Raw genomic sequence first — 21,697 nt, 5'->3', positions numbered from 1 at the left:
AATTATACAAGTGTATTAAATTTTTCTAGAGATAGTTTACTGTACTCGTATTTTCCTAAAAAGGTTAATTATCTTAGACATTCTTTTTGGAGTGTCGATGAGTTTGTTATATTCTACATTTTATATAAAGGGTGAAAAATGATGTAATTCGTTTCTTTGGGATTCACTTAATGATTTAATCTTTTCATTTAATAAATCCTTTGCGAATTCGTATAATTCTAAATCTAAATTATTATCATTATTTATCTGTATTATTAATTCATTAGGTATTAATTTTATTATGGAGGGGGCTATAAAACTATTTAATTTATTGTATTTTAAATCTTTCCAATTAAAATGGTTTTTCAGTAAAAACAAAGATTCTTTATACATATCTGTAATCCCGACTAAAACAAAATGATCTATTATGTTTTTTTTCGCAATATTTAAATCCGGGATATCTGTTCCAGATAAACATAGAGTTTGATGATTACAAACATAAAGTTTATGTTTAATAAATTGTTCAAACGTTAATTCAGAATTTATCCAATTATTTCGTTTGTAATGATGGTATTGAGAAAATATTCTATCCACAGGTTTTCTTAACATAGAAATATAAGTGATATTTCTTGAATGATTTATTTGAGATAATAGTTGGCCCTCTATTTCATCATATTTCATACCGAAACTATAATGACCACTAATAGCTTTAGCGCTATATATATGATCTTTAAGCATGTTTATTATTTGCTCCTTATTATTAAGAGGCCCAATGGTTTTATGTGCATACATAAATAATGAATGAGCACCATACTGTGTGTCTAAAATGTCTCTTAATGTTGTACCACCAGTTTTAGCAATATGAATAAAAATAATTAATTCGTTATTTGAAGTCAAAAGTCAACCCCCCGTATATAAATTTAATACTAATATTATATGCACCAATTAGAGGTATGAGGGACGGTGAATACCTAGTATACACAAATTGTTAGTATGAAAAATATTTGAGTAAAGCTGTGTGATAAAGAGGGGATTCGAATAGCACGTATTGTTAAACGGTTTGATTACGGGAAAAATATACAAAATAAAAGGGGGTGATTTAATTTTGGTGAGTTTCTTCATCTGTAACAGAAAAAGGAAATTTATGTACGCGCATGCTTGGGACAATAACTGCTAAAAGAGCGTAGTAAAATTGAAGAGCGATTTAGTAGCCTCGAACATCCACGTTAGTTTAGGAAAAATCACTATTTATTATAGGTACAGTTGTTTTTTGATTTACAACATTACATATTAAATTTAGTTTTGTAGATAATTTTTCGTTATTTTCCTTTTGGGCGAATCCTGTAGAACTTAGATTAAAACACATGAAAAAGTAGTGATAATAAATAATATGGAGCATAAAATATTTCTCCCTTAAATACAATTAGGAGGGAGATGGAAAATATTTAACAAGGAGGAAGAAATGTCTATACAATTATTTGTGCCACGGTTTGAAGTCGCAGAATGTTTGGAAGAGATTCGAGAATGTTTAGAAAAAGGATGGACGGGATTTGGATATAAAACAATAGAATTAGAAAGTGCGTGGAAAAAGTACACTGGTTTTTCGCATGCACATTTTGTAAATTCGGCAACTGCGGGTCTTCATTTGGCTGTTAAAGTATTAAAACTATTAAATAATTGGCAAGATGATGATGAAATCATCTCTACACCGTTAACTTTTGTTTCTACAAATCATGCAATTGCCTATGAGAAAATGAAGATTGTATTTGCAGATGTGGATAATCATCTTTGCCTGGATCCTAAAAGCGTAGAAAAAAAAATTACAGATAAAACAAGAGCGATTATGTTTGTAGGTATTGGGGGAAGTACAGGACAATATGAAGAGATTGTCCAATTATGTAAAAAATATAATTTACGTTTAATTCTTGATGCAGCACATATGGCAGGTACAAGGCTGCACGGTAAAATTCCAGGTGCGGATGCGGACGCGGTTGTTTATTCATTTCAAGCGGTAAAAAATTTACCCACAGCTGATTCAGGAATGATATGTTTTCGAGAGAATGAATGTGATAATTTAGTTAGAAAACTTACATGGCTAGGGATTGATAAAACAACCTATGAACGTATGGGAGACACTGGAGCTTACAAGTGGTTATATGAAGTAGACCATTTAGGTTATAAATATCATGGGAACTCTATTATGGCAGCTATAGGGTTAGTGCAATTGAGATATTTAGATCGAGATAATGCGTATCGTAGGCAATTAGCTGAGTGGTATGATGAAGAATTTGCTAAACACAGTGCCTATATTAATAGAATTCCTCTTCCAAGAGGATGTGAAAGCTCTCGACATTTATATATAATACGTGTGAAAAATCGTAATGAATTATTACTGGCATTAAATCAGGTAAATATATATCCAGGGGTTCATTATCGGGATAATACTGAATATTCTTTGTATTCTTATGGTGAAAATTCTTGTCCAGTAGCCCATAAAATGGCAGGAGAAATCATTTCTCTTCCTCTTCATTTACATTTAACCAAAATAGACATTGGTTATATTTGTGAGCAAGTTATTAATTACATGAAGGGAGGAAATTAGTGAATGTCTGTTAGTTTAATAGAAAATAATGTTTTATGCTTAAGAGAGATTCAAAAAAATGATATAGAACAAATTAGAATATGGAGAAATCAAGAGGATACGAGAAAATATTTCCACCAAAATAGTACTATTGACCCTCAAGAACAAGAAGAGTGGTATAAACGTTACCAAAAGAAAAGCGATGATATTATGTTTATTATAGTACTGAAAACGCAACATAAGGAATCCATTGGTACAACAGCTCTATACCATATTGATTTAGATAAAAAGATGGCGGAATTTGGTCGGTTAATGATTCCACAAAAAAATATGAAGGGTAGAGGATTTGGAAAACAGGCCACGATTTTGACATGTATGTATGGTTTTGAGGTATTAAAACTAAACTCTTTACATTTAAGTGTATTGGCTCATAATCAAAAAGCGATTCAAATATATAATCAGATTGGTTTTAAAGAGGAAACTAGAACGAATGATATTCTTTATATGAATATTGGGAAAGAAGAATTTTTTCAAGTAAATAAAAATTTAATAGGGTTTGAAATGCTCTTCAAAAGAGAAAAAAAAGAAATTGAATGAGGGAGTATATCATGTCGAGAAATCAAATGCCCCTAGTGAGTGTCTTAATTCCAACATATAATCGCCCAAAATACTTTCAGATTGCGTTGGAAAGTGTCATAAAGCAAACATATAAAAATATAGAAATTGTTGTTACAGATGATAGTACAAATGATGAAACATATAAGTGTATACAGCCGTATTTGAAAAAATATCGAAATATTATTTATTATAAGAACCCGAATACGATTGGTGGTGCTCACAATTTTATTCATGCATTTGAAAAAAGCAATGGAGAATACATAAATTTTCTAATGGATGATGATGTATTTGCTCCGAATAAAATTGAAATAATGCTAGCATATTTTTTAGAAGATTATGCACATGAAATTACATTAATTACTTCGTATCGGTCATTTATTGATGAGAATGGGAATAGTATTCCAGATACAATCCATAATCAAAAGAAGTTTCAACAAATTACTGCTTTAGATGGGAAGCAAGCTGGTAACAGTATAATTTCAGAGTTTAATTGGATAGGAGAGCCCACTACCCCTTTATTCCGAAAGAAAGATTTAACAGAACCATTCGGTGTTTTTTCTGGGAGATTATATCGCTCTGGCGTCGATTTAGTAGCATGGCTCAATTTATTGTCAAGAGGAAAATTATTATATATACCAGAACCATTAAGTAGTTTACGTTTACATGCAAATAATATTAGTAAATCTCCTCATATGATCTTAAATGCATTACAAGATTTAATGCATCTTATATATCATGCGAAAAAATATTCTTATTTAGAGGAAGAATGTGAATATAAAAAAGCTATTAAAAACATTTATAAATTCCTATGGCTGGTTAAAAGACAGGTCAATTTTAATGAGGACCAAAATCGGGAGATAAATTATTATATCCTCCTTTTTCGACAAATATTCCGAAAATAAATATTACGATATGTTATTTATAAGTGTAGAAAGGGGTGTGAAATATTGCCTTTACCATTGGTGAGTGTTTTAATCCCAACATATAATCGCCCAAATTACTTTAAGGAAGCTTTAAAGAGTGTACTCGCTCAAGATTATCAGAATATTGAAATTATAATTTGCGACGACAGTACGAATGATGAAACGTATTTAATAACTGCTCCTTTAGCAACTTCTTTCCAAAATCTTCGTTACTATAAAAATAATGAAAATTTAGGGGGGATACGAAATTTTCAAGCTGCTTTTCTACGTGCGAGAGGTGAATATGTTAATTTTTTAATGGACGATGATCTTTTTCACCCTCAGAAAATTAGTGAGATGATGCGCTATTATTTGCAAGATCATGAACAGAAAATAAAACTAATAACATCTTATAGGCAACCGATAGATGGAAAAGGAAATTTTATTCCGGATTTCGAGTTTACAAGGAAAAGATATGTATCTCCTACTACTATAGATGGAATAGAAGCAGGAACTTCTATGATTATAGATAGTAATTGGATAGGAGAACCTACTACACCATTGTTTAGGAAAAAAGATTTACAAGGAGCATTTGGCACATTTCATGGACATCAGTATCATTCTGCAGTTGATATGGCTTCTTGGTTAACATTATTAGCTCAAGGGAGTGTACTATATATCCCTGATACACTTAGTTATTTACGAATGCATGAAGACAATATCGGGAAAAATATAAATATGAAATTTTATTCTGCGCATGACTGGTTTCATATGATATTTTTTGCTCCACGCCGAGGGTTTTTAGGGGATCCAAAGCAATTAATGGGAAGTGCGAAAGGATGTCTTAAATATATTCTATGTATTTATGAGGCGTTTTCTAATGAGTATGATGAAGCGAAAAAACGTACTTTAAAATTTTATGTGATGTGCTTAATAAAGCGCATTAAGGAGTTATCCAAAACTATATAGGGGAGAGAAGAGAATGTTTACACATTCATCATTAGTTAGTATTTTGATCCCTGTAACTGAAAAAACTGCATATTTAAAAACTGCATTGATTAGTGCGTTATTTCAAACATATGATAACGTTGAAATTATTGTTAGAGATAACACTTTAACAAATGAAATACAGACAATGATGGAAAAGGAGTTTTTACCGCATTATAATAAGATAATTTATATAAAAAATGATAACCAAATGACAACTTTACAATTACTACAAAGTTTAATAGAAGATTCAAAGGGTCAGTATATTAATTTTTTACTTGAAAAAGACTCGTTCTATCCGACAAAGGTAGAGAAGATGATGGAGTATTTTTTATCTGACTCATTGAATACGATTCAATTAGTTACTTCTTCACAGCTACAAATTGATAAAAATGAACAATTAATCCAAAACTCAAGTGTGAATAAGTATTTTTTAAATGATATAAAAGTAAGTGGCGTAGAATGCGGAAATGCAATATTACAAAGGCAAAATTGGATTGGTGGACTATCAGCTCCTTTATTAAAAAAAGAAGGATTAAGTGAACCTTTTGGGTATCTTAAGGATCAACCGTTTTCTCTTGAATATACAATAGCAACGTGGTTGTCCGTCTTAACAAAAGGGTCGGTTATATATATATCAGATGAATTGAGTTTTGAAAGGGAGTTCCAAGAGCAGACTATAGCAGATGTGGATATAGTACGAGAAAATGAATGGGAGAAATTGCTTTTGTTCGCAAAGCAGTTAGGTTATTTAAAATAGATTATGATGCAAAGAGGATCCAAAAGAAAAATGGTTATGTTTATGTATGTCTAAACTTTAATGATTATATGAAGCAATTAATGGGTAATGCTTTATAACCAGTAAGGGGTTTGTTACAAAAATAAAAGAGAATACAGTATATATTCCTAATGAAAACGTATCTTATACTGTAAATCCAAGTAATTAAGGGTTAACACCTTTAATTCTTTCTGATTTTGTACAATCTTAACACAAAATCGTTATTGAATTAAGAAGATTTTAGATTATAAAGAAAATAAAGGAATACAAGGCTTAACTAGTCCAGAGAAAGTCTTGTATCCTATATTTTTAATATTTTTTTATTTGAAATAAATAATGTAGATAAATATTATTTTTTTAATTAAGTAATGTAAATGAAAAATAGTGTACAAAGTTTTTTGTGCACTGCCATAACACGGCTATTTCTAGTTGTGTTAGCATATGTACACTTCATAAAATAGTGAACAGATTAAATAGAAGTTTTAATTTAATAGAGCAACCTTTGAGGATGCTCTAATGACCAACACTCTTATTGTAAAAGAATATGTGATATCGTATGTGTTTTTCAAAAGGTGTGAATTATTTGAAGCAAAACTTAATTTGACACAACAAAGCAGCTAGTTTAACTAAATACATATTATACAAAAGAAATTAGGCCCTACAAGTAATGATGTGTAACTTTAAGTTACTTTTTATGTATTTGTACCAGAACCAAATTCAAAGTGAGATATTTATTTGCACTTTTAAAGTCCAACATCCTTTTTGCAATCCAACGTATAATGCCATGAGCATTTATAACATAGATTTGTTTAAGTCATCAATAAGAAAAACCAAAGCTAATCACCTCCTATGGAAAGTATCTATAGGAGGTGATTGTATGAATGAATAATTTTTTATTTGTAAACCATTAGCTATCCTAATAACTCTTAAAGGGATAATGACAGGGTTCTTGCTATGAACCGCAAAGTAAACACTTCAAATCATATAAAATAAGTGAATTTGTTACCAAAAACCATCATTTTTGTAACGAACATTAGCTATTTTGATAGTGATTGATTTCAATGGAAGGAAGTATTACCAAATACTTTTACCAAAAGATGCCCCTGTACATTAACAGGCAGTAAGAACCCTACTTCAAAATTGATTATCTAGATCAATTGGTGTTGGTAAACTCATGATAATAGATGGTTCTTAATTCTACTGTGTGTTTTAACCTTACTTTGCGTTCTATGAAAACTAAGCTGTCACTAGCTCATTTAAGAACATTTAATAGAATATTGAATAAAATGTATTACTAGTTATTTATAAATTGGCAGTTAATAAAATTTAAAAGAGGTTATAAATAATGATATATGGTGAATTAATAACCTGGAGAGAATATCGTGAGGGGATAATATTTGAAATTCTTTGTGGAAATAGTATGGTAGAAATTTTTAGTAATAAATATTCAATTGTTAATTTTGAACACATAAATGGGGGGAGATATGTATTATTTGATACATCAACAAAAAAAGTTTTCATTATTTAAATATAAAATAGTTTAGGAGGAAATAAATAATGAAATTAATAGATATTCAACAAAATTATGATGCTATTTTTAGTTTAGGTAATCAATGCTTTGTAGCTGGAAAATTAAATCATTATAATTTAAGACCATATGCAGGTGTAATAGATTGGATGATATCATTTTCTTTAACGGGTGTAATTCATTTATTACAAAATAAATTTGAAGGTTTTATGGAAAAGGAAACAATGAAATTTGATGGTTATCATGCTTATGGAACTAAATTATTATTAACAGATATAAGATATAATATAAAATCTGCACATGATTTCTCAGTAGAAGAAAATACTCCAGAGAACTGGGTTACGTATCCAGAATTCAAAATAAAAATCAATCGAAGAATAGAAAGATTTTTAAATAAATTACAAACATCTAATATAATTTTATTTGTTCGAATTGGCGGTACTTATGAAGAAGCGGAATTATTAGAAAAAACTTTATCTAGTATGATACCAGGTGAATTTCGAATTTTAATTTTAAATCCGATATCTGAACATAAAGTAATTGAATATAATTGGAATTTACAATATACATGTAGCATAGGGATTCCTATGGATGGAAATCAAAATCATGAAATATGGGATCAAATATTGACGGGAGTGACACATAAGGAAGAAGGATAAAATGAGGCGACAAATTCACTACTCACAAACCTTCTGGTGGTTGTCAAACTGCCCACCATCCCTCAAATAATGAGGAAGGGGGCAGTTTCTTTATGAATAAATTTACTTTGGAAGACAAAATGAATGCAGCAATACACTATCAAGATGGAATTGAGAGTATAAAAGATATTGAGAAATCATTGGGAGCGAATTGCGATGGAAAGACGTTTTCCATTGGAGGAAAGACGAAATCAAGTTAAAGAAAAATACTACTACCTGTATCAACAGTAGTAGCAAAGCTAAAGAAACACAGAGCAGTTGTATTGAAGGAGAAGCTGAGCCAAGGTGAGGAATACCACGACAATGACTTGGTGATGTGTACTCCTTCTGGAACACCAATTAATCCTGCTAATGTTAGAAGAGGTTTAAACGTTCTGAGTCAGAAAGCAGCTGTGCCAAAGATTCGATTTCATGATTTACGTCATACACATGCACAATTGTAAAAGAATAATGAATATGCAATGCCTTTAAGCATATACAACAAATGGCATAAAGGTAAAGCGTTTGAAGAAACAGTTCATGAATTATCTGTTCCAATCGTTGAGCAAGATGCTGAATTGAGATTCCTCCAATAGATCACACTGGATGGTTGTGTCTCGTGAGGTAACAATTCCAAAGCTACCTCTTTAGTTTTACCTAAAAAGATAAGGCTAGGGGTAGGGAGTTTTCGGATTTTTAAGAGTATAAAAAATATTATTCTGTAAAATTAATTTTCTATCGTAAAATATCCTATATAAATATTTAAAAGCGGAATGGCTATGGGGGATATAAAAGTTACTCCTGAACAGTTGCGAAAAGTGGCATGGACGATTAGATCAACTATCACGAATGCAACTGCAACACAGGAGCGACTAAAACGAGATATTGATATGATTTCTAGTAATTGGTTGGGCTCAACATATATGAAATTTAATACGGATTTCCGTGATTCATCATTTAAAATGGCACAATTTATAACCATATTAGAGCCGCTTGAGAAGTTTCTACTTGATTCTGCTAACAAGTTTGAACAGGTAGATAATATGGATGTTGCCATTGCGATGGCTTCTGGTATTCTTAATAAAAATAATGATAAAGTCGAATATCTTACAGGTAAGGCAGAAGGCGCTGAAGGAGATCGACTTGGAGGGAAATTAGAAGGTGCAGTAGTAAATGGTGAGTTTGAATTAAGTAAGGATAGTAAAATAAATACAAAGTTCGGTTCTGGTTCTGCAGAGCTAAATATTCCGTATAGTAAAGAAACACTCCGCGAAGATGCTTCTAGTGGTAACTTGATTGGTGGAAAAGTGGAGGCACGCGCTCAAGAAACATCTTATGTAAGAACGGATATTCCTTATATGGAAGATATAACTGTAACTCAAAAAATGCACGATTTTAGTAGTATTGTAGGTTATGATGAGTATACAGCGAAGGTAGGTGCGGAATATAGTTCGCTCAAGTATGAATTGCTTTTAGAGAAAATTGATGTTCCGGATATTATTCCGTATTTCAGTGATCACGATATAACAATCCGCTTAGAATTGGGAGTAGGGACTTATGGGTATAAGCTTCACATGGGTCAAGAGAAAGGTTTTTATGCATCATACGAAGGTTTTGGAGGAGGTTTTTTCTTGAAACCTGAAAAAAAGGAGTAATCACACATGTTTAAACAAGGACGTATTTTGATGTATATTTTTACCGCGGTTTTATTTTTTTCTTCATTCTTTTTTCCGCAGCCAATGGAAAAAAGGTTTTTAACAGCTATTGCAGCATTGATTATTGGTGGAATAGGTATTGGAATTTCCTATCTATTAGAAATTTTGAGTAACAAGTCGAAGAATATATCTAAAAAGAACGGAGAATGACGATGGAGCTTTTCCCGATTGGTTCAGTTGTAAAGCTAAAAGATCTAAACCAACCTGTTATGATCATTGGAAGAATGGTTATATCAGCAGATAAACGTGATTTTGATTATGTGGGCGTCCCTTACCCAGTGGGCTATTTAGGTGATGAAAAAGTACTGTGTTTTAATCATGATAAGATTGTAGAGGAAATGCATAGAGGGTATATGACTGAGAGTGAATTAGTTCTACGTGAGAAATTAGTCGAATTGTAGATTAGTTTAAAAATACATATAGATTTTAAAAACACGATAGGGGAAACAAAATGGGAAAGATAATGAGAACTCTTGTAATCATAGGTATACTTATCCCTCCGGTACTACTGTGGAGTGCGCCTGATATTCCTCTAAATGATAAACTGCTGTTTACAGGTTTACAACTAACTGTAGGATTCACCACAGTAGTAGTGCTAGAGGTTATATTTAGAAATCGAAAAAAGAAGAGGGCAAAATAGATATAAATTGTATAGAATGGCAGATAAGAATATTGGTGATTAATCTTCTCAATAAAAGAAACTAACAGAAGCAGGGAGAAATCCTTGCTTTATTTTTTGTATAGAATTACTAAGTAGAGCATCATTAAATTAGGATATCCGAGGGGAATTACTGTAGGTAAAACTGGGGATCTGTGCTAAATAAACAGTAGTCCCAAGAGTTATCTCACTGGTTTCAACGAGTGTACAAACTATAATTTCAATTACTGTAAGGGTAAACCAGAGGAGGGAATCTCTTTACAGTTAGACCACTCACAGAGTGTTAGGGACTCTATGGGATTCATCTATTTGTGGATTAATTAGTTATATCTCAAAAACACAATACCGAAAGACGCATTCTGAGGCGATTAACTTTGATTAGGTGGGTCCCCCTTTTTATCGAGTAATTACTCAGGAGATGTGCTCTTGGTATTTTTTTGTTATTACTTATTGAGTTTTATGACCCCGGAGAGGCTCGAACTCACGACCTCCACCCTGTCAAGGTGGCGCTCTCCCTGCTGAGCTACGGGATCTTTAAAAATACTTATATAGTAGCATCTTTAATCATTATGCTAAAGCAATTATATATAATTAACTGAAATTTTACAATATTTTTATAGTAAGTTTTTAAAGAGGGAACATGTGCAAGTATATTAGTAGTGAATAAAGGGAGAATTAATAAGGAAAGAACTGAATAGAAAGTAGGTTTTGAATGTAGCGGTTATATTATTTTCGATATTTATCTAAAGGATTTTCGTCACTTAGATCAACAAGTAAAGGACATAAGAATAGCAAAGGTAAAGCGGCGTTAGCGTGATGAAAGGTATCATTAGACATATATTGCCGTCCGAAACAATACGGACAATCTTTTTCAAATGTTATGAGAAGTGACCATACATCTTTTACTTTCCACTTCGTTTTACAATACGTGCAACGCGCCATGGAGTTCCTCCTCATTTTAAGTTTTTTCTAGTATATTCTATTTTATTGTACTAAAGTCATTTGTATTTGAAGTGATAAAATGTAAGTTGTTTTGTTTTTTATATGGATGTATTATGCAATTTATGACCAAATGAATGTAGTTTGAGAATTATATAATAATAGATTTTCATTTTCAGTATGCAATTTGGCCAATATATCCTTTTTACAATTTTCAAGAAATCATGTATAAATGAAGTACAAGATATTTATAAATATTCAGGAGTAGAGGGAGAATTATTGTAATGGTAAGAAAAACGTTCAAGATGCGTGTGTCTAGAAATAGAACGATTTCGATTAATGGATCGATCCTTGATGTGGATGTGACGCATGATGAGTTTTTGCAAGAGTTCGTTGAGTGGGTCGATTCTAAAGGTTGGTCGTTTATGGGTATGACGGATGAGATTACAGCCGAGGAAGCTGGTCAAAAGTTAATAGATTCGTTGATTGATGAGAAGGATAAGAAAGAGTAATTCCTTCTTATTTTTTGTTGTATATTTATGGTCCTCATCGTAAAAATGTGATATAGTAAAAAACAGTGAATATTCTTCCAATTTAATACAAATTACATATAGATTGGTAGAGCTATGTTATAAAATGTGAAAGTAAAGGAAAAAGGGAGAGTCATATGGTAAATTTTAAGAAAATTTCGGTTTTTGTTACGGTTATTTGTTTATTTTTTTTGACACCTATGACGTTATATGCTGAGACGAATATTGGAGTAAATCCGGAGCAAGTGGCACCGCCGCCTGCGGAAGGACCGAATGTTTTTAGTCAGTTTGCGACTACAATTGATGCAAAAACAGGAGATGTGTTGTACGACAAAAATGCACATCATCGTGCGTTCCCTGCTAGTATGACGAAAGTGTTAACGGCGATTTTACTGATGGAGCATACGAAGCCAGAGGATCAATTTACGTTTTCACAATTAGCATTAGATCAAGAGAAGAGTAATTATCAGATTGAGTTTCAACCTGGTGAGACTATTAATAGAAATACTGCACTTATGATTTTAATGGTGCTGAGTGCGAATGATGTGTCGTATGTGATTGCGGAGCGTATTGGAGGAAGTGTTGAAAATTTCGCGAATATGATGAATGAAAAGGCGAAACAATTAGGGGCGAAAGATAGCCATTTTGTAACGCCGAATGGGTTGCATGATCCAAATCATTATACGACGCCATATGATATGGCCATGATTACAAGAGGGGTGCAGAAATATCCTGAGATTTTACAAGCGATGAATACGAAAAGGACGACGGTTACGACGTCTAGCCAGACGGTGTCTATTTTTAATAAGTCTACTTATTTTGAAAATCCATATAGCATGGGTGGTAAAACAGGATTTACAAATGAAGCGCGCAATACGCTCGTTTTATTAAATGAGAAGGATGGTAATCGTATTATAAATGTAGTAATGGCTTCTCAAAGACCTGAAATTTATGAAGATTTGAAGCAGATGGCGGAATATTCTTTTGGGCAATTTACGAAGCAAACTGTACTAGATAAGCATAGTTGGCATCAAAAGACAACGTATTTAAATAAAGATATTGATAGTGAACTTGAAAAAAGTGTAGAACTTATGCTTAAGAAAGATGAAGGGAAAAATGTGAGAACGACTTTCCGGGCCGCTTCATTAGATAAAGATTCGTTGTATCAGAAAGGAATCCACCGTGGTGAGGTAGTTGGTGCAGTTGATATTACGAAAAATAATCAAACAATTGCGACGATAAATGTTCTTTCAAAAGAAGATGTTACTTTTGCGATACCTAAAAAAGATACAGTTGAACCTGAAGTAAAGGGATCAAATGTGAAAGTGATAAGTGTTGGTGTAGGAGCGATTGTATTATTTGGAGCGATTTTATATGTAGTGCTGCGCCGAAATAACCAAGGGGTGAAATCAGAAGAGAAGTAAATAGCTAATATGGAGACTGTGATGAGATTTTGTCACGGTCTTTTTGCGTTAATATACCTCTTATAAATAACTAATAATTGTAAATTTTCTTATTGCATTCCTCTATCGTTCGTTATATTATTTAGTTGTGTTCTTGTTAAAGAACTAATATGGATATTGCATACTTCAAATAATATAAAACAACGGAGAGGGAGAGAGATGATGAAATTAATTTGGAAGGTAATTAGCAACGTTATCTCATTTGTTTTATTTGCGGTAATGGTTTGTTTAGCTTTTGTAGTTATTTCTTCAAAAGCGAGTGGTGGTGATCCAACAGTGATGGGATATCAATTTAAGAGCGTTCTGTCAGGATCGATGGAGCCAACATTTTTGACAGGGTCAATCATTGCGATAGAGCCAACGAAAGATGGTTCTAAATATCAAAAAGGTGATGTTATTACGTTTAAAGAGAAAGATAACAAAATTGTCACCCACCGTATTATCGGTGTGAAAGATATAAATGGAAAAGTAATGTATGAAACAAAAGGGGATAACAACAACGGACCAGATTTAGCACCAGTACTTGCAGAGAATGTAATCGGAAAATATGCAGATATTACAGTTCCATACCTTGGTTATGGATTGAATTATGCGAGTTCAAAAGCGGGAGCAGCATTACTTCTTATTATTCCAGGAGTCCTTTTGCTTTGCTATTCCGCGATTTCTATTTTTGGCGCTATTCGTAGCATCGACGGAGAAAAGAAAGATAAAAAAGTAGAACAATCCGTCTAGTTATCCTAGTTATAATTTCCTACTAGGAAATTAACAAATATATATATATTATGGGGGATTTGGACATGACTTTAAAGAAAAAATTAGGGATGGGCATCGCATCAGCAGTACTAGGAGCAGCATTAGTTGGTGGAGGAACATTTGCATTCTTTAGCGATAAAGAAGTGTCAAATAATACATTTGCGTCTGGGACATTGGATTTAGCGCTGAACCCATCAACAATTGTGAAAGTGGATAATTTAAAACCAGGTGATACAATTGAAAAAGAGTTTACATTAGAGAATAAAGGTACATTAGATATTAAAAAAGTATTATTAAATACAGAGTATGATGTAGAAGATGTGAAGAAGGATAATAAGAGAGACTTTGGTGAAGACATTGAAGTAGTTTTCTTAAAAAATATTGATAAACAAGAGGACGTAATTAAGAGAATGACATTAAAAGAGTTGAAGAGTAAAACATTGACTGCTGCAGAAAATGATTTAGTAAGTTGGCTGTCGCCTGAGAAAGGTATTGAAGCAGGAACTAGTGATTCATTTAAAGTGAAATTCCACTTCATAAATAAAAATGAAGCTCAAAATGAATTCCAAGGTGATAAACTTCAATTAAAATGGACATTTGAGGCACAACAAGGCGATGGTGTGGAGAAGAAATAATCATACTGAAAAGAGACTATCAAAAGTAGTCTCTTTTTGTGCTGAACGGGAAATGTAAAAAGAAACATAATTTATATTTCATTTTGTAATTCACTTTATTATAATAAAGATATAGTTCTTGATAAAGAACAAGTTGTTCGATAGGAGAGATTAAAATGCTGAAGACACCTCGCAAATTCAAAAAGATGCTTATATTGCCATGTTTGTGCTCTTTTACTTTTTATTTAGGTTCTCAAATGATAACTTATACCGAAGCAGCTTTCACTCATGAGACGAAAGTGCAGGCTACTATTTCTACAGCAAGTATTTTTCCAAAAACAGTTGATCAGTTAACAAATCAAGCTAATCAGCATAAGGAAGTTATTTTGCATGAGTATGAAGAGATGAAATCAAAATTAACTTTCACTTCCACTCAAGAGCTAGAACAGACACTTGCTACGTGGAAACAAGGACGTGAGAAAATTGTTGCGGAGAGAGAACTGTTACAAAAAGTATATGTATCAATAGAAAATCCGTATAACCAAGTGAAAGAAGAGTTAAAGGAAAATAAAAATGAATCCACTAAGCAAGTATTCTCTTATGTGAATGCTGGTTTTCATATAGTGAAAGAAAACTGTGAGTATGTTGATAAAGAGGTTAATTTACAGGTAATTGATAAACAAATTCAAGCCTTTGAGAAATTATTAGTAAATGAAACAGAAAAGCAAAAGAACCTAGAAGAGAGTAAGAAGCAGGAAGAAGCGAAAAAGCTAGAAGAGAGTAAGAAGCAAGAAGAAGCGAAAAAGCTAGAAGAAAGTAAGAAACAAGGAGAAGCGAAAAAGCTAGAAGAAAGTAAGAAGCAAGAAGAAGCGAAAAAGCTAGAGGAAAGTAAGGGGCAAGAAGAAGCGAAAAAGCTAGAAGAGAGTAAGAAGCAAGAAGAAGCGAAAAAGCTAGAGGAAAGTAAGAAGCAAGAAGAAGCGAAAAAGCTAGAGGAAAGTAAGAAACAAGAAGAACAGAAGAAGTAGGAATAGCAAGTAAAATACAGCAGCATTTCGGAAGGTATAAATACAATCATAAGACAAATAGATGAGAGAGCCCTACTACTCATCTATTTGCTTTGTTTTTTTCGAAGGTATAAGGGTCAAAAAATTCAACGAATGCGAGGAAGTTAGTTGGCCGCACGCTATTTGGTGGAGGTTAATAATTAGTGGGGATGGACAAAAAACACTGATGAAAGTTTTATTTTATTTCTCAATAATTTTCTGGGAAAAATAAAAAATGTTGAGAAATAAAAATAATCAAAAAATATGTTGTGTTTATATAGTTTCGTTCGTTATAATGAACTTGAGGTTTTCAAAAAAGAACAAATATTAGCTAAGCTAATATAGTTTTAGTTACACCTCTTATTAGAAATAAGAAATAAGCATGTAAAAATACAAAAAATAGCTAGGGGGAATTTATTGTGAGTCTAAAGAAAAAATTAGGTATGGGAGTTGCATCAGCAGCACTGGGGTTATCTTTAATTGGTGGAGGAACATTCGCATTCTTTAGCGACAAAGAAGTGTCGAACAATACATTTGCAGCTGGGACGTTAGATCTTGCTTTAAACCCTAAAACAATCGTTGATATTAAAGACCTAAAGCCAGGGGATTCAGTTAAGAAAGAGTTCTTATTACAGAACAAAGGAACATTAGCTATTAAAGATGTTAAACTAGCGACAAAGTACAGCATTACAGATGCAAAAAACGATAATGCTGGTGAAGATTTTGGTAAGCACATTAAAGTGAAATTCATTTGGAACTGGGATAAGCAAAGTGAGCCTGTATATGAAACAACTTTAGCGGATTTACAAAATGCTGATCCTGATCTTGTAGCTAAAGATATATTTGCTCCAGAGTGGGGTGAAAAAGGTGGCTTAGACGCTGGATCAGAAGACTATCTATGGGTACAATTTGTATTCGAAGATGATGGTAAAGATCAAAATAAATTCCAAGGCGATTCATTGAACTTAGAATGGACATTCAACGCAAGCCAAACAGATGGCGAAGAAAAATAATAAATCAAAAGCGGGTATCCCCCGCTTTTTTTTATAAAGAAAAAGAAGTGCCGTTTTAAGCACTCCTTACTATGTATTATTTTTGGTTTTTCTTCCATTGTGTAAACTCGAGAAATTCACGAAACTGTTCTTTTGAGACACCAGAGCTCATCGCATCTTTAACGAGCTGTGTCCATTCGGAGTCTAGATGACTTTCCGTAGTTGTTTCATCGTGAAGTAAAGTATCAACTGGAATTTGTAGAACTGTTGCGATTTTTTCAAGAAACTGAATGGAAGGGTTTTGTTGTAAATTTCGTTCTATAGAACTAATGTAAGATTTAGCAACACCAGCTTTTTCGGCAAGTTCTGTTAGTGAAATACCTTTTTGTAAACGAAGGCGTTTTATACGTTCTCCTATCATATTTGCGCACCTTTCTATCAATATGTAGTCGTCTTATGATGTCATTATTATAACATAAAATTCGTTAAAAAGAACGAGGCTATTGAGCCTGGCTCGTATGCTTCATACGTTGAAAAAAGTGTTCAATATCTTGCAGGGCAATGCCAGCATCTAGAGCTTCAAGTATTAAATCAATCCATTCTTGATCTAGTGAGTCAGCCTTATCTTTGTACAAGTGTAATTCCTCCCTAATTATTGGTCATAATTGCTGCTACATAGTAGACGATAATTAACCGGCTTTTATATTTTATGTGTCAAATTATCGAATATTGTGTAGATGAAACAAAGATAAAATCCCCATTAAATTCCCTCTATGGAAAGTATAAGGTTTTCGTCAAAACTTTTCAATATTTTCAGAAAACATTGTTGAATCATGATATATTCGTATATTAACTATGAAATTTTTACAAATATATTAAAAAAATTACATAATATAACTAAATATTGAAAAAATATTGAATTTTTAATAAAATTTAATTTGTAATACATATTTTATATTAGGGGAGGAAATAAGGGATGAAAAAGAAACCATTTAAAGTGTTATCATCAATTGCTTTGACAGCTGTTCTAGGCTTGTCACTTGGTGCTGGAAGTCAGCCTACATATGCTGAAACGCCGGAGAACAAGACAGCTACAAGTCCAGTTGATGATCATTTAATCCCAGAAGAGAGATTAGCAGATGCACTGAAAAAACGTGGGGTAATTGGTTCATCTGCTTCAGAGACAGAAACAAAGAAAGCTGTTGAGAAGTATGTAGAGAAGAAAAAGGGAGAAAATCCTGGAAAAGAAGCGACAAATGGGGACCCACTTACGAAAGAAGCATCTGACTTTTTAAAGAAAGTGAAAGATGCAAAAACAGATACGAAAGAAAAATCAGAGCAACCAGCAAACGGGACTGCAACAGGAACAAGTCCAGTTAGAGGCGGCTTAAATGGGAAAGTGCCAACTTCACCTGCTAAACAAAAAGAATATAACGGTGAAGTTCGTAAAGATAAAGTACTTGTTTTGCTTGTAGAGTACGCTGATTTCAAACATAACAATATTGATAAAGAGCCTGGTTACATGTATTCCAACGACTTTAATAAAGAACACTATGAAAAAATGTTATTCGGTAACGAGCCGTTTACACTAGATGATGGAAGTAAAATTGAAACGTTTAAACAATATTATGAAGAGCAATCAGGTGGTAGTTACACAGTGGATGGAACAGTTACAAAATGGTTAACGGTTCCTGGTAAAGCAGCTGATTACGGTGCTGATGCTGGTACAGGTCATGATAATAAAGGACCAAAAGGACCACGTGATCTAGTAAAAGATGCATTAAAAGCAGCTGTAGATAGCGGACTTGACTTATCACAGTTTGATCAGTTTGATCAATACGATGTAAATGGTGATGGAAATAAAAATCAACCGGACGGTTTAATTGATCACTTAATGATTATTCATGCGGGCGTTGGACAAGAAGCTGGCGGGGGGAAATTAGGTGATGATGCAATTTGGTCACATCGCTGGACAGTTGGACCAAATCCATTCCCAATCGCAGGTACACAAGCGAAAGTTCCATATTGGGGCGGAAAGATGGCAGCATTCGACTACACAATTGAACCAGAAGATGGCGCAGTTGGTGTATTCGCACATGAATACGGCCATGATTTAGGTCTTCCAGATGAGTATGATACACAATATAGCGGTCAGGGTGAGCCGGTTGAAGCTTGGTCTATTATGAGTGGCGGTAGCTGGGCTGGTAAAATTGCAGGAACAACACCTACAAGTCTTTCACCACAAAATAAAGAGTTTTTCCAAAAAACAATCGGTGGTAACTGGGCGAATATCGTAGAAGTAGATTACGAGAAATTAAATAAAGGTATCGGTCTAGCAACATACTTAGACCAAAGTGTTACGAAGTCAGATCGTCCAGGTTTGATTCGTGTTAACTTACCAGATAAAGAGGTAAAAGGAATTCAGCCTGCATTTGGTAAACAGTATTACTACAGCACAAAAGGTGATGACCTTCATACAACGATGGAAACGCCACTATTCGATTTAACGAAAGCAACGACTGCAAAATTCGATTATAAGTCATTGTATGAAATCGAAGCAGAGTACGATTTCCTTGAAGTACACGCTGTAACAGAAGATGGACAAAAAACGTTGATTGAAAGAATTGGTGAGAAAGCAAATAGTGGAAATGCAGCTACGACAAATGGAAAATGGGTTGATAAATCATATGATTTAAGTCAATTCAAAGGTAAGAAAGTGAAACTAGTATTTGAATATATTACAGACGGTGGATTGGCGTTAAATGGATTTGCACTTGATAATGCGTCACTAACTGTAGATGGAAATGTTGCATTCTCTGATGATGCAGAAGGTACACCACAATTCAAATTGGACGGTTTCGTTGCATCTAACGGAATGGATAAGAAAAAGCATAACTACTATGTAGAGTGGAGAAACTATGCGGGTTCAGATAACGCATTGAAATTTGCTCGCGGTCCAGTATATAACACTGGTATGGTTGTATGGTATGCGGATTCAGCTTACACAGATAACTGGGTTGGCGTACATCCAGGACATGGTTTCCTTGGTGTAGTTGACTCTCATCCAGAAGCAATTGCAGGAACTTTAAATGGCAAACCAACATTTAAGAGCAGTACGCGATTCCAAATTGCTGATTCGGCGTTCTCATTCGACAAAACGCCAGCTTGGAAAGTTGTATCTCCAACGCGTGGAACATTCGTATACGATGGATTACCAGGAGTACCGAAGTTTGATGACTCTAAAAAGTATATTAATGAGCAAATTCCAGATGCAGGACGTATTTTACCGAAGCTTGGTCTGAAGTTTGAAGTAGTAGGACAAGCTGATGATAACTCTGCAGGTGCTGTTCGTTTATATCGTTAATACAGTAAAACTACCGAGAGAATTTCTTTCGGTAGTTTTTTTGTGAGCAATGAATTTTATATAGCTGGAAAAGTCATATATAATGTAACTTTACGAATAGAAATTTGTTACATATGAAGTCTATATAAATAATGAAAGAATTGGATAAAAATAGTGGGAGAAGGTGAGTGAATGAGTATTTCCTCTATTGTAAATAAACAAAAGGAATATTTTCACAAAGGGCATACAAGAAGTGTAGAAACGAGAAAGAATAGTTTGAAGAAGCTTTATGAAGGAATTCAGCGTTTTGAGGATGAGATTTTTCAAGCATTGAAATTGGATTTGAATAAATCAGTTCACGAATCATTTACAACAGAAATTGGATATGTACTAAAAGAGATTTCGTTTCAAATGAAGCACATTTCCTCTTGGAGTAAGCCAAAGCGAGTTCGAACAGCACGGACTCATTTTGGATCAAAGGGGAAAGTAGTGCCAGAACCGTATGGTGTGACGCTTATTATCGCACCGTGGAACTATCCGTTTCAGTTAGCAATTGCACCACTTGTAGGAGCATTGGCAGCCGGAAATACAGTCGTTTTAAAGCCGTCAGAGTTAACACCAAACGTTTCGAATGTGCTTACGAGAATGGTAGAAGAATTATTCCCAGAAGAGCTTGTATCGGTAGTAGAAGGCGGTGTTGAGGAAAGCACTGCACTTTTAAAGGAGCCGTTTGATTATATTTTCTTTACAGGTAGTGTTGGTGTTGGAAAAGTTGTGATGGAAGCAGCGTCGAAAAATTTAACGCCTCTTACGTTAGAGCTTGGCGGGAAAAGTCCATGTATTGTGCATAAAGATGCGAAGCTAGATGTAACTGCAAGACGTATCGTTTGGGGCAAGTTTTTAAATGCTGGGCAGACGTGTGTGGCACCTGATTATATGTACGTTCATTCTTCAGTGAAAGAACAGCTAATCGAGGCATTACGGCATGAAATCACGGAGCAATATGGAAAAGAGCCTTTACAAAATGACAATTACGTAAGAATTGTGAGTGAGCGTCATTTTGAACGTTTATGTACATTTTTGCAAGACGGTAAACCTGTGATTGGCGGGGATTATAAGAAAGCAACATTGCAAATTGAGCCGACAGTGTTAACGAATGTTACATGGGAAAGTGCTGTTATGGAAGATGAAATTTTCGGACCGATTTTACCAATTATAGAATATGAAAAAATAGAAGAGGTAATTGAAACGATTCAACAGCATCCAAAGCCATTAGCGCTATATGTATTTTCTGAAGATAAAGAAGTGCAAAAGAAAGTGACGAGTAATATTTCATATGGCGGAGGCTGTATTAATGATGTTGTCTATCATCTTGCAACGCCATATTTACCTTTTGGGGGCGTTGGGAGTAGTGGGTTAGGCAGCTATCATGGTGAACAAAGTTTTCGGACTTTTTCCCATTATAAAAGCATTTTGTCCCAATCTACAGCATTCGATATGAAAATTCGTTACTCTTCTACAAAAAGTGCTTTAAAATTCATACGAAAGTTGTTAAAATGATGATGGTGTTTATCAGTAGGCGTAGCCGTATGATAAA

At 33.5% G+C, this 21,697-nt stretch carries 22 protein-coding genes, 1 tRNA gene and 1 pseudogene; 19 read left to right on the top strand and 5 right to left on the bottom strand.

Translation table 11 applies throughout. From position 1 onward, the window contains the following. Positions 1 to 120: 120 nt before the first annotated feature. On the bottom strand, positions 121 to 876 hold the full coding sequence (locus JDS80_RS09035; RefSeq protein WP_199638095.1) for a sulfotransferase family 2 domain-containing protein: 756 nt from the start codon (positions 874 to 876) through the stop codon (positions 121 to 123). A 565-nt stretch (positions 877 to 1,441) separates the two neighbouring features. On the opposite strand from JDS80_RS09035, the gene JDS80_RS09030 reads away from it, so the two are divergent. From JDS80_RS09030 to JDS80_RS08980, 11 genes and pseudogenes are all read left to right on the top strand, one after another. Continuing rightward, entirely contained in the window at positions 1,442 to 2,581 is a 1,140-nt protein-coding gene (locus tag JDS80_RS09030; protein WP_199638093.1) for a DegT/DnrJ/EryC1/StrS family aminotransferase, read from the top strand. A gap of 3 nt (positions 2,582 to 2,584) precedes the next feature. Further along, positions 2,585 to 3,157: a GNAT family N-acetyltransferase gene (locus tag JDS80_RS09025; protein ID WP_199638091.1), complete on the top strand. Its 573-nt coding sequence runs from the start codon at positions 2,585 to 2,587 to the stop codon at positions 3,155 to 3,157. A gap of 11 nt (positions 3,158 to 3,168) precedes the next feature. Next, the gene (locus JDS80_RS09020) at positions 3,169 to 4,080 is read left to right on the top strand and encodes a glycosyltransferase (RefSeq protein ID WP_199638089.1); all 912 of its coding nucleotides are present in this window, start codon (positions 3,169 to 3,171) and stop codon (positions 4,078 to 4,080) included. Positions 4,081 to 4,125: 45 nt separating this feature from the next. Continuing rightward, on the top strand, positions 4,126 to 5,049 hold the full coding sequence (locus tag JDS80_RS09015; protein ID WP_199638087.1) for a glycosyltransferase family 2 protein: 924 nt from the start codon (positions 4,126 to 4,128) through the stop codon (positions 5,047 to 5,049). Positions 5,050 to 5,062: 13 nt separating this feature from the next. Further along, a complete protein-coding gene (locus JDS80_RS09010) occupies positions 5,063 to 5,827 on the top strand; it encodes a glycosyltransferase family A protein (RefSeq protein ID WP_199638085.1) in 765 nt (254 codons plus the stop codon). 1,575 nt (positions 5,828 to 7,402) lie between these two features. After that, positions 7,403 to 8,032, top strand: coding sequence for a DUF1796 family putative cysteine peptidase (locus tag JDS80_RS09005; RefSeq protein ID WP_199638083.1), 630 nt, complete (start codon positions 7,403 to 7,405; stop codon positions 8,030 to 8,032). A 194-nt stretch (positions 8,033 to 8,226) separates the two neighbouring features. Further along, a pseudogene (locus JDS80_RS09000) lies at positions 8,227 to 8,646 on the top strand (hypothetical protein); the annotation flags it as partial. A 183-nt stretch (positions 8,647 to 8,829) separates the two neighbouring features. Further along, positions 8,830 to 9,705 carry a WXG100 family type VII secretion target gene (locus JDS80_RS08995; RefSeq protein ID WP_199638081.1) on the top strand — a complete coding sequence of 292 codons (876 nt, stop codon included), beginning with the start codon at positions 8,830 to 8,832 and terminating at the stop codon, positions 9,703 to 9,705. Positions 9,706 to 9,711: 6 nt separating this feature from the next. Next, the gene (locus JDS80_RS08990; RefSeq protein ID WP_000476182.1) at positions 9,712 to 9,915 is read left to right on the top strand and encodes a hypothetical protein; all 204 of its coding nucleotides are present in this window, start codon (positions 9,712 to 9,714) and stop codon (positions 9,913 to 9,915) included. A gap of 2 nt (positions 9,916 to 9,917) precedes the next feature. After that, positions 9,918 to 10,166: a DUF4176 domain-containing protein gene (locus JDS80_RS08985; RefSeq protein ID WP_199638079.1), complete on the top strand. Its 249-nt coding sequence runs from the start codon at positions 9,918 to 9,920 to the stop codon at positions 10,164 to 10,166. A gap of 50 nt (positions 10,167 to 10,216) precedes the next feature. After that, entirely contained in the window at positions 10,217 to 10,405 is a 189-nt protein-coding gene (locus tag JDS80_RS08980; protein ID WP_000516419.1) for a hypothetical protein, read from the top strand. Positions 10,406 to 10,883: 478 nt separating this feature from the next. Here JDS80_RS08980 and JDS80_RS08975 read toward each other — a convergent pair. Both JDS80_RS08975 and JDS80_RS08970 read right to left on the bottom strand, forming a co-directional pair. Next, positions 10,884 to 10,956: transfer RNA gene (locus JDS80_RS08975), tRNA-Val, on the bottom strand. A gap of 193 nt (positions 10,957 to 11,149) precedes the next feature. After that, entirely contained in the window at positions 11,150 to 11,365 is a 216-nt protein-coding gene (locus tag JDS80_RS08970) for a hypothetical protein (RefSeq protein WP_044741019.1), read from the bottom strand. A 281-nt stretch (positions 11,366 to 11,646) separates the two neighbouring features. On the opposite strand from JDS80_RS08970, the gene JDS80_RS08965 reads away from it, so the two are divergent. The 6 genes from JDS80_RS08965 to calY all read left to right on the top strand — a co-directional run bounded on the left by JDS80_RS08965 (position 11,647) and on the right by calY (position 16,778). Next, positions 11,647 to 11,874 carry a hypothetical protein gene (locus JDS80_RS08965; protein ID WP_000251863.1) on the top strand — a complete coding sequence of 76 codons (228 nt, stop codon included), beginning with the start codon at positions 11,647 to 11,649 and terminating at the stop codon, positions 11,872 to 11,874. Between the two features lie 155 nt (positions 11,875 to 12,029). Beyond that, a complete protein-coding gene (locus JDS80_RS08960) occupies positions 12,030 to 13,316 on the top strand; it encodes a D-alanyl-D-alanine carboxypeptidase family protein (RefSeq protein WP_199638077.1) in 1,287 nt (428 codons plus the stop codon). Between the two features lie 201 nt (positions 13,317 to 13,517). Continuing rightward, positions 13,518 to 14,087 carry a signal peptidase I SipW gene (gene sipW, locus JDS80_RS08955; RefSeq protein ID WP_071744719.1) on the top strand — a complete coding sequence of 190 codons (570 nt, stop codon included), beginning with the start codon at positions 13,518 to 13,520 and terminating at the stop codon, positions 14,085 to 14,087. A 65-nt stretch (positions 14,088 to 14,152) separates the two neighbouring features. Further along, complete coding sequence (locus JDS80_RS08950) at positions 14,153 to 14,743, top strand: TasA family protein (RefSeq protein ID WP_071744720.1); 591 nt, start codon at positions 14,153 to 14,155, stop codon at positions 14,741 to 14,743. A gap of 155 nt (positions 14,744 to 14,898) precedes the next feature. Continuing rightward, positions 14,899 to 15,747, top strand: coding sequence for a DUF4047 domain-containing protein (locus JDS80_RS08945; protein ID WP_199638075.1), 849 nt, complete (start codon positions 14,899 to 14,901; stop codon positions 15,745 to 15,747). 437 nt (positions 15,748 to 16,184) lie between these two features. Then, positions 16,185 to 16,778, top strand: a complete 594-nt coding sequence (gene calY / locus JDS80_RS08940) for a biofilm matrix protein CalY (RefSeq protein WP_071744722.1) — start codon at positions 16,185 to 16,187, stop codon at positions 16,776 to 16,778. A gap of 76 nt (positions 16,779 to 16,854) precedes the next feature. Here calY and JDS80_RS08935 read toward each other — a convergent pair whose 3' ends face one another. After that, a complete protein-coding gene (locus JDS80_RS08935) occupies positions 16,855 to 17,178 on the bottom strand; it encodes a helix-turn-helix domain-containing protein (RefSeq protein ID WP_071744723.1) in 324 nt (107 codons plus the stop codon). A 79-nt stretch (positions 17,179 to 17,257) separates the two neighbouring features. Then, positions 17,258 to 17,392, bottom strand: coding sequence for an anti-repressor SinI family protein (locus tag JDS80_RS08930; protein ID WP_002011474.1), 135 nt, complete (start codon positions 17,390 to 17,392; stop codon positions 17,258 to 17,260). A 341-nt stretch (positions 17,393 to 17,733) separates the two neighbouring features. Between JDS80_RS08930 and inhA1 the strand changes: the two genes are divergently transcribed. Together inhA1 and JDS80_RS08920 are read left to right on the top strand one after the other, a co-directional pair. Next, positions 17,734 to 20,121 (top strand): M6 family metalloprotease immune inhibitor InhA1, encoded by a 2,388-nt coding sequence (inhA1, locus tag JDS80_RS08925; protein ID WP_071744724.1) that lies wholly within the window; start codon positions 17,734 to 17,736, stop codon positions 20,119 to 20,121. Between the two features lie 171 nt (positions 20,122 to 20,292). Further along, on the top strand, positions 20,293 to 21,660 hold the full coding sequence (locus tag JDS80_RS08920) for an aldehyde dehydrogenase (RefSeq protein ID WP_199638073.1): 1,368 nt from the start codon (positions 20,293 to 20,295) through the stop codon (positions 21,658 to 21,660). The last annotated feature ends 37 nt before the right edge of the window (positions 21,661 to 21,697 follow it).

It is taken from the genome of Bacillus cereus group sp. N8 (genome assembly GCF_016483685.1).
GTDB lineage: Bacteria > Bacillota > Bacilli > Bacillales > Bacillaceae_G > Bacillus_A > Bacillus_A proteolyticus.
Note: the sequence above shows the minus strand (reverse complement) of the source record. Positions and strands in the feature narration are given on the sequence as shown.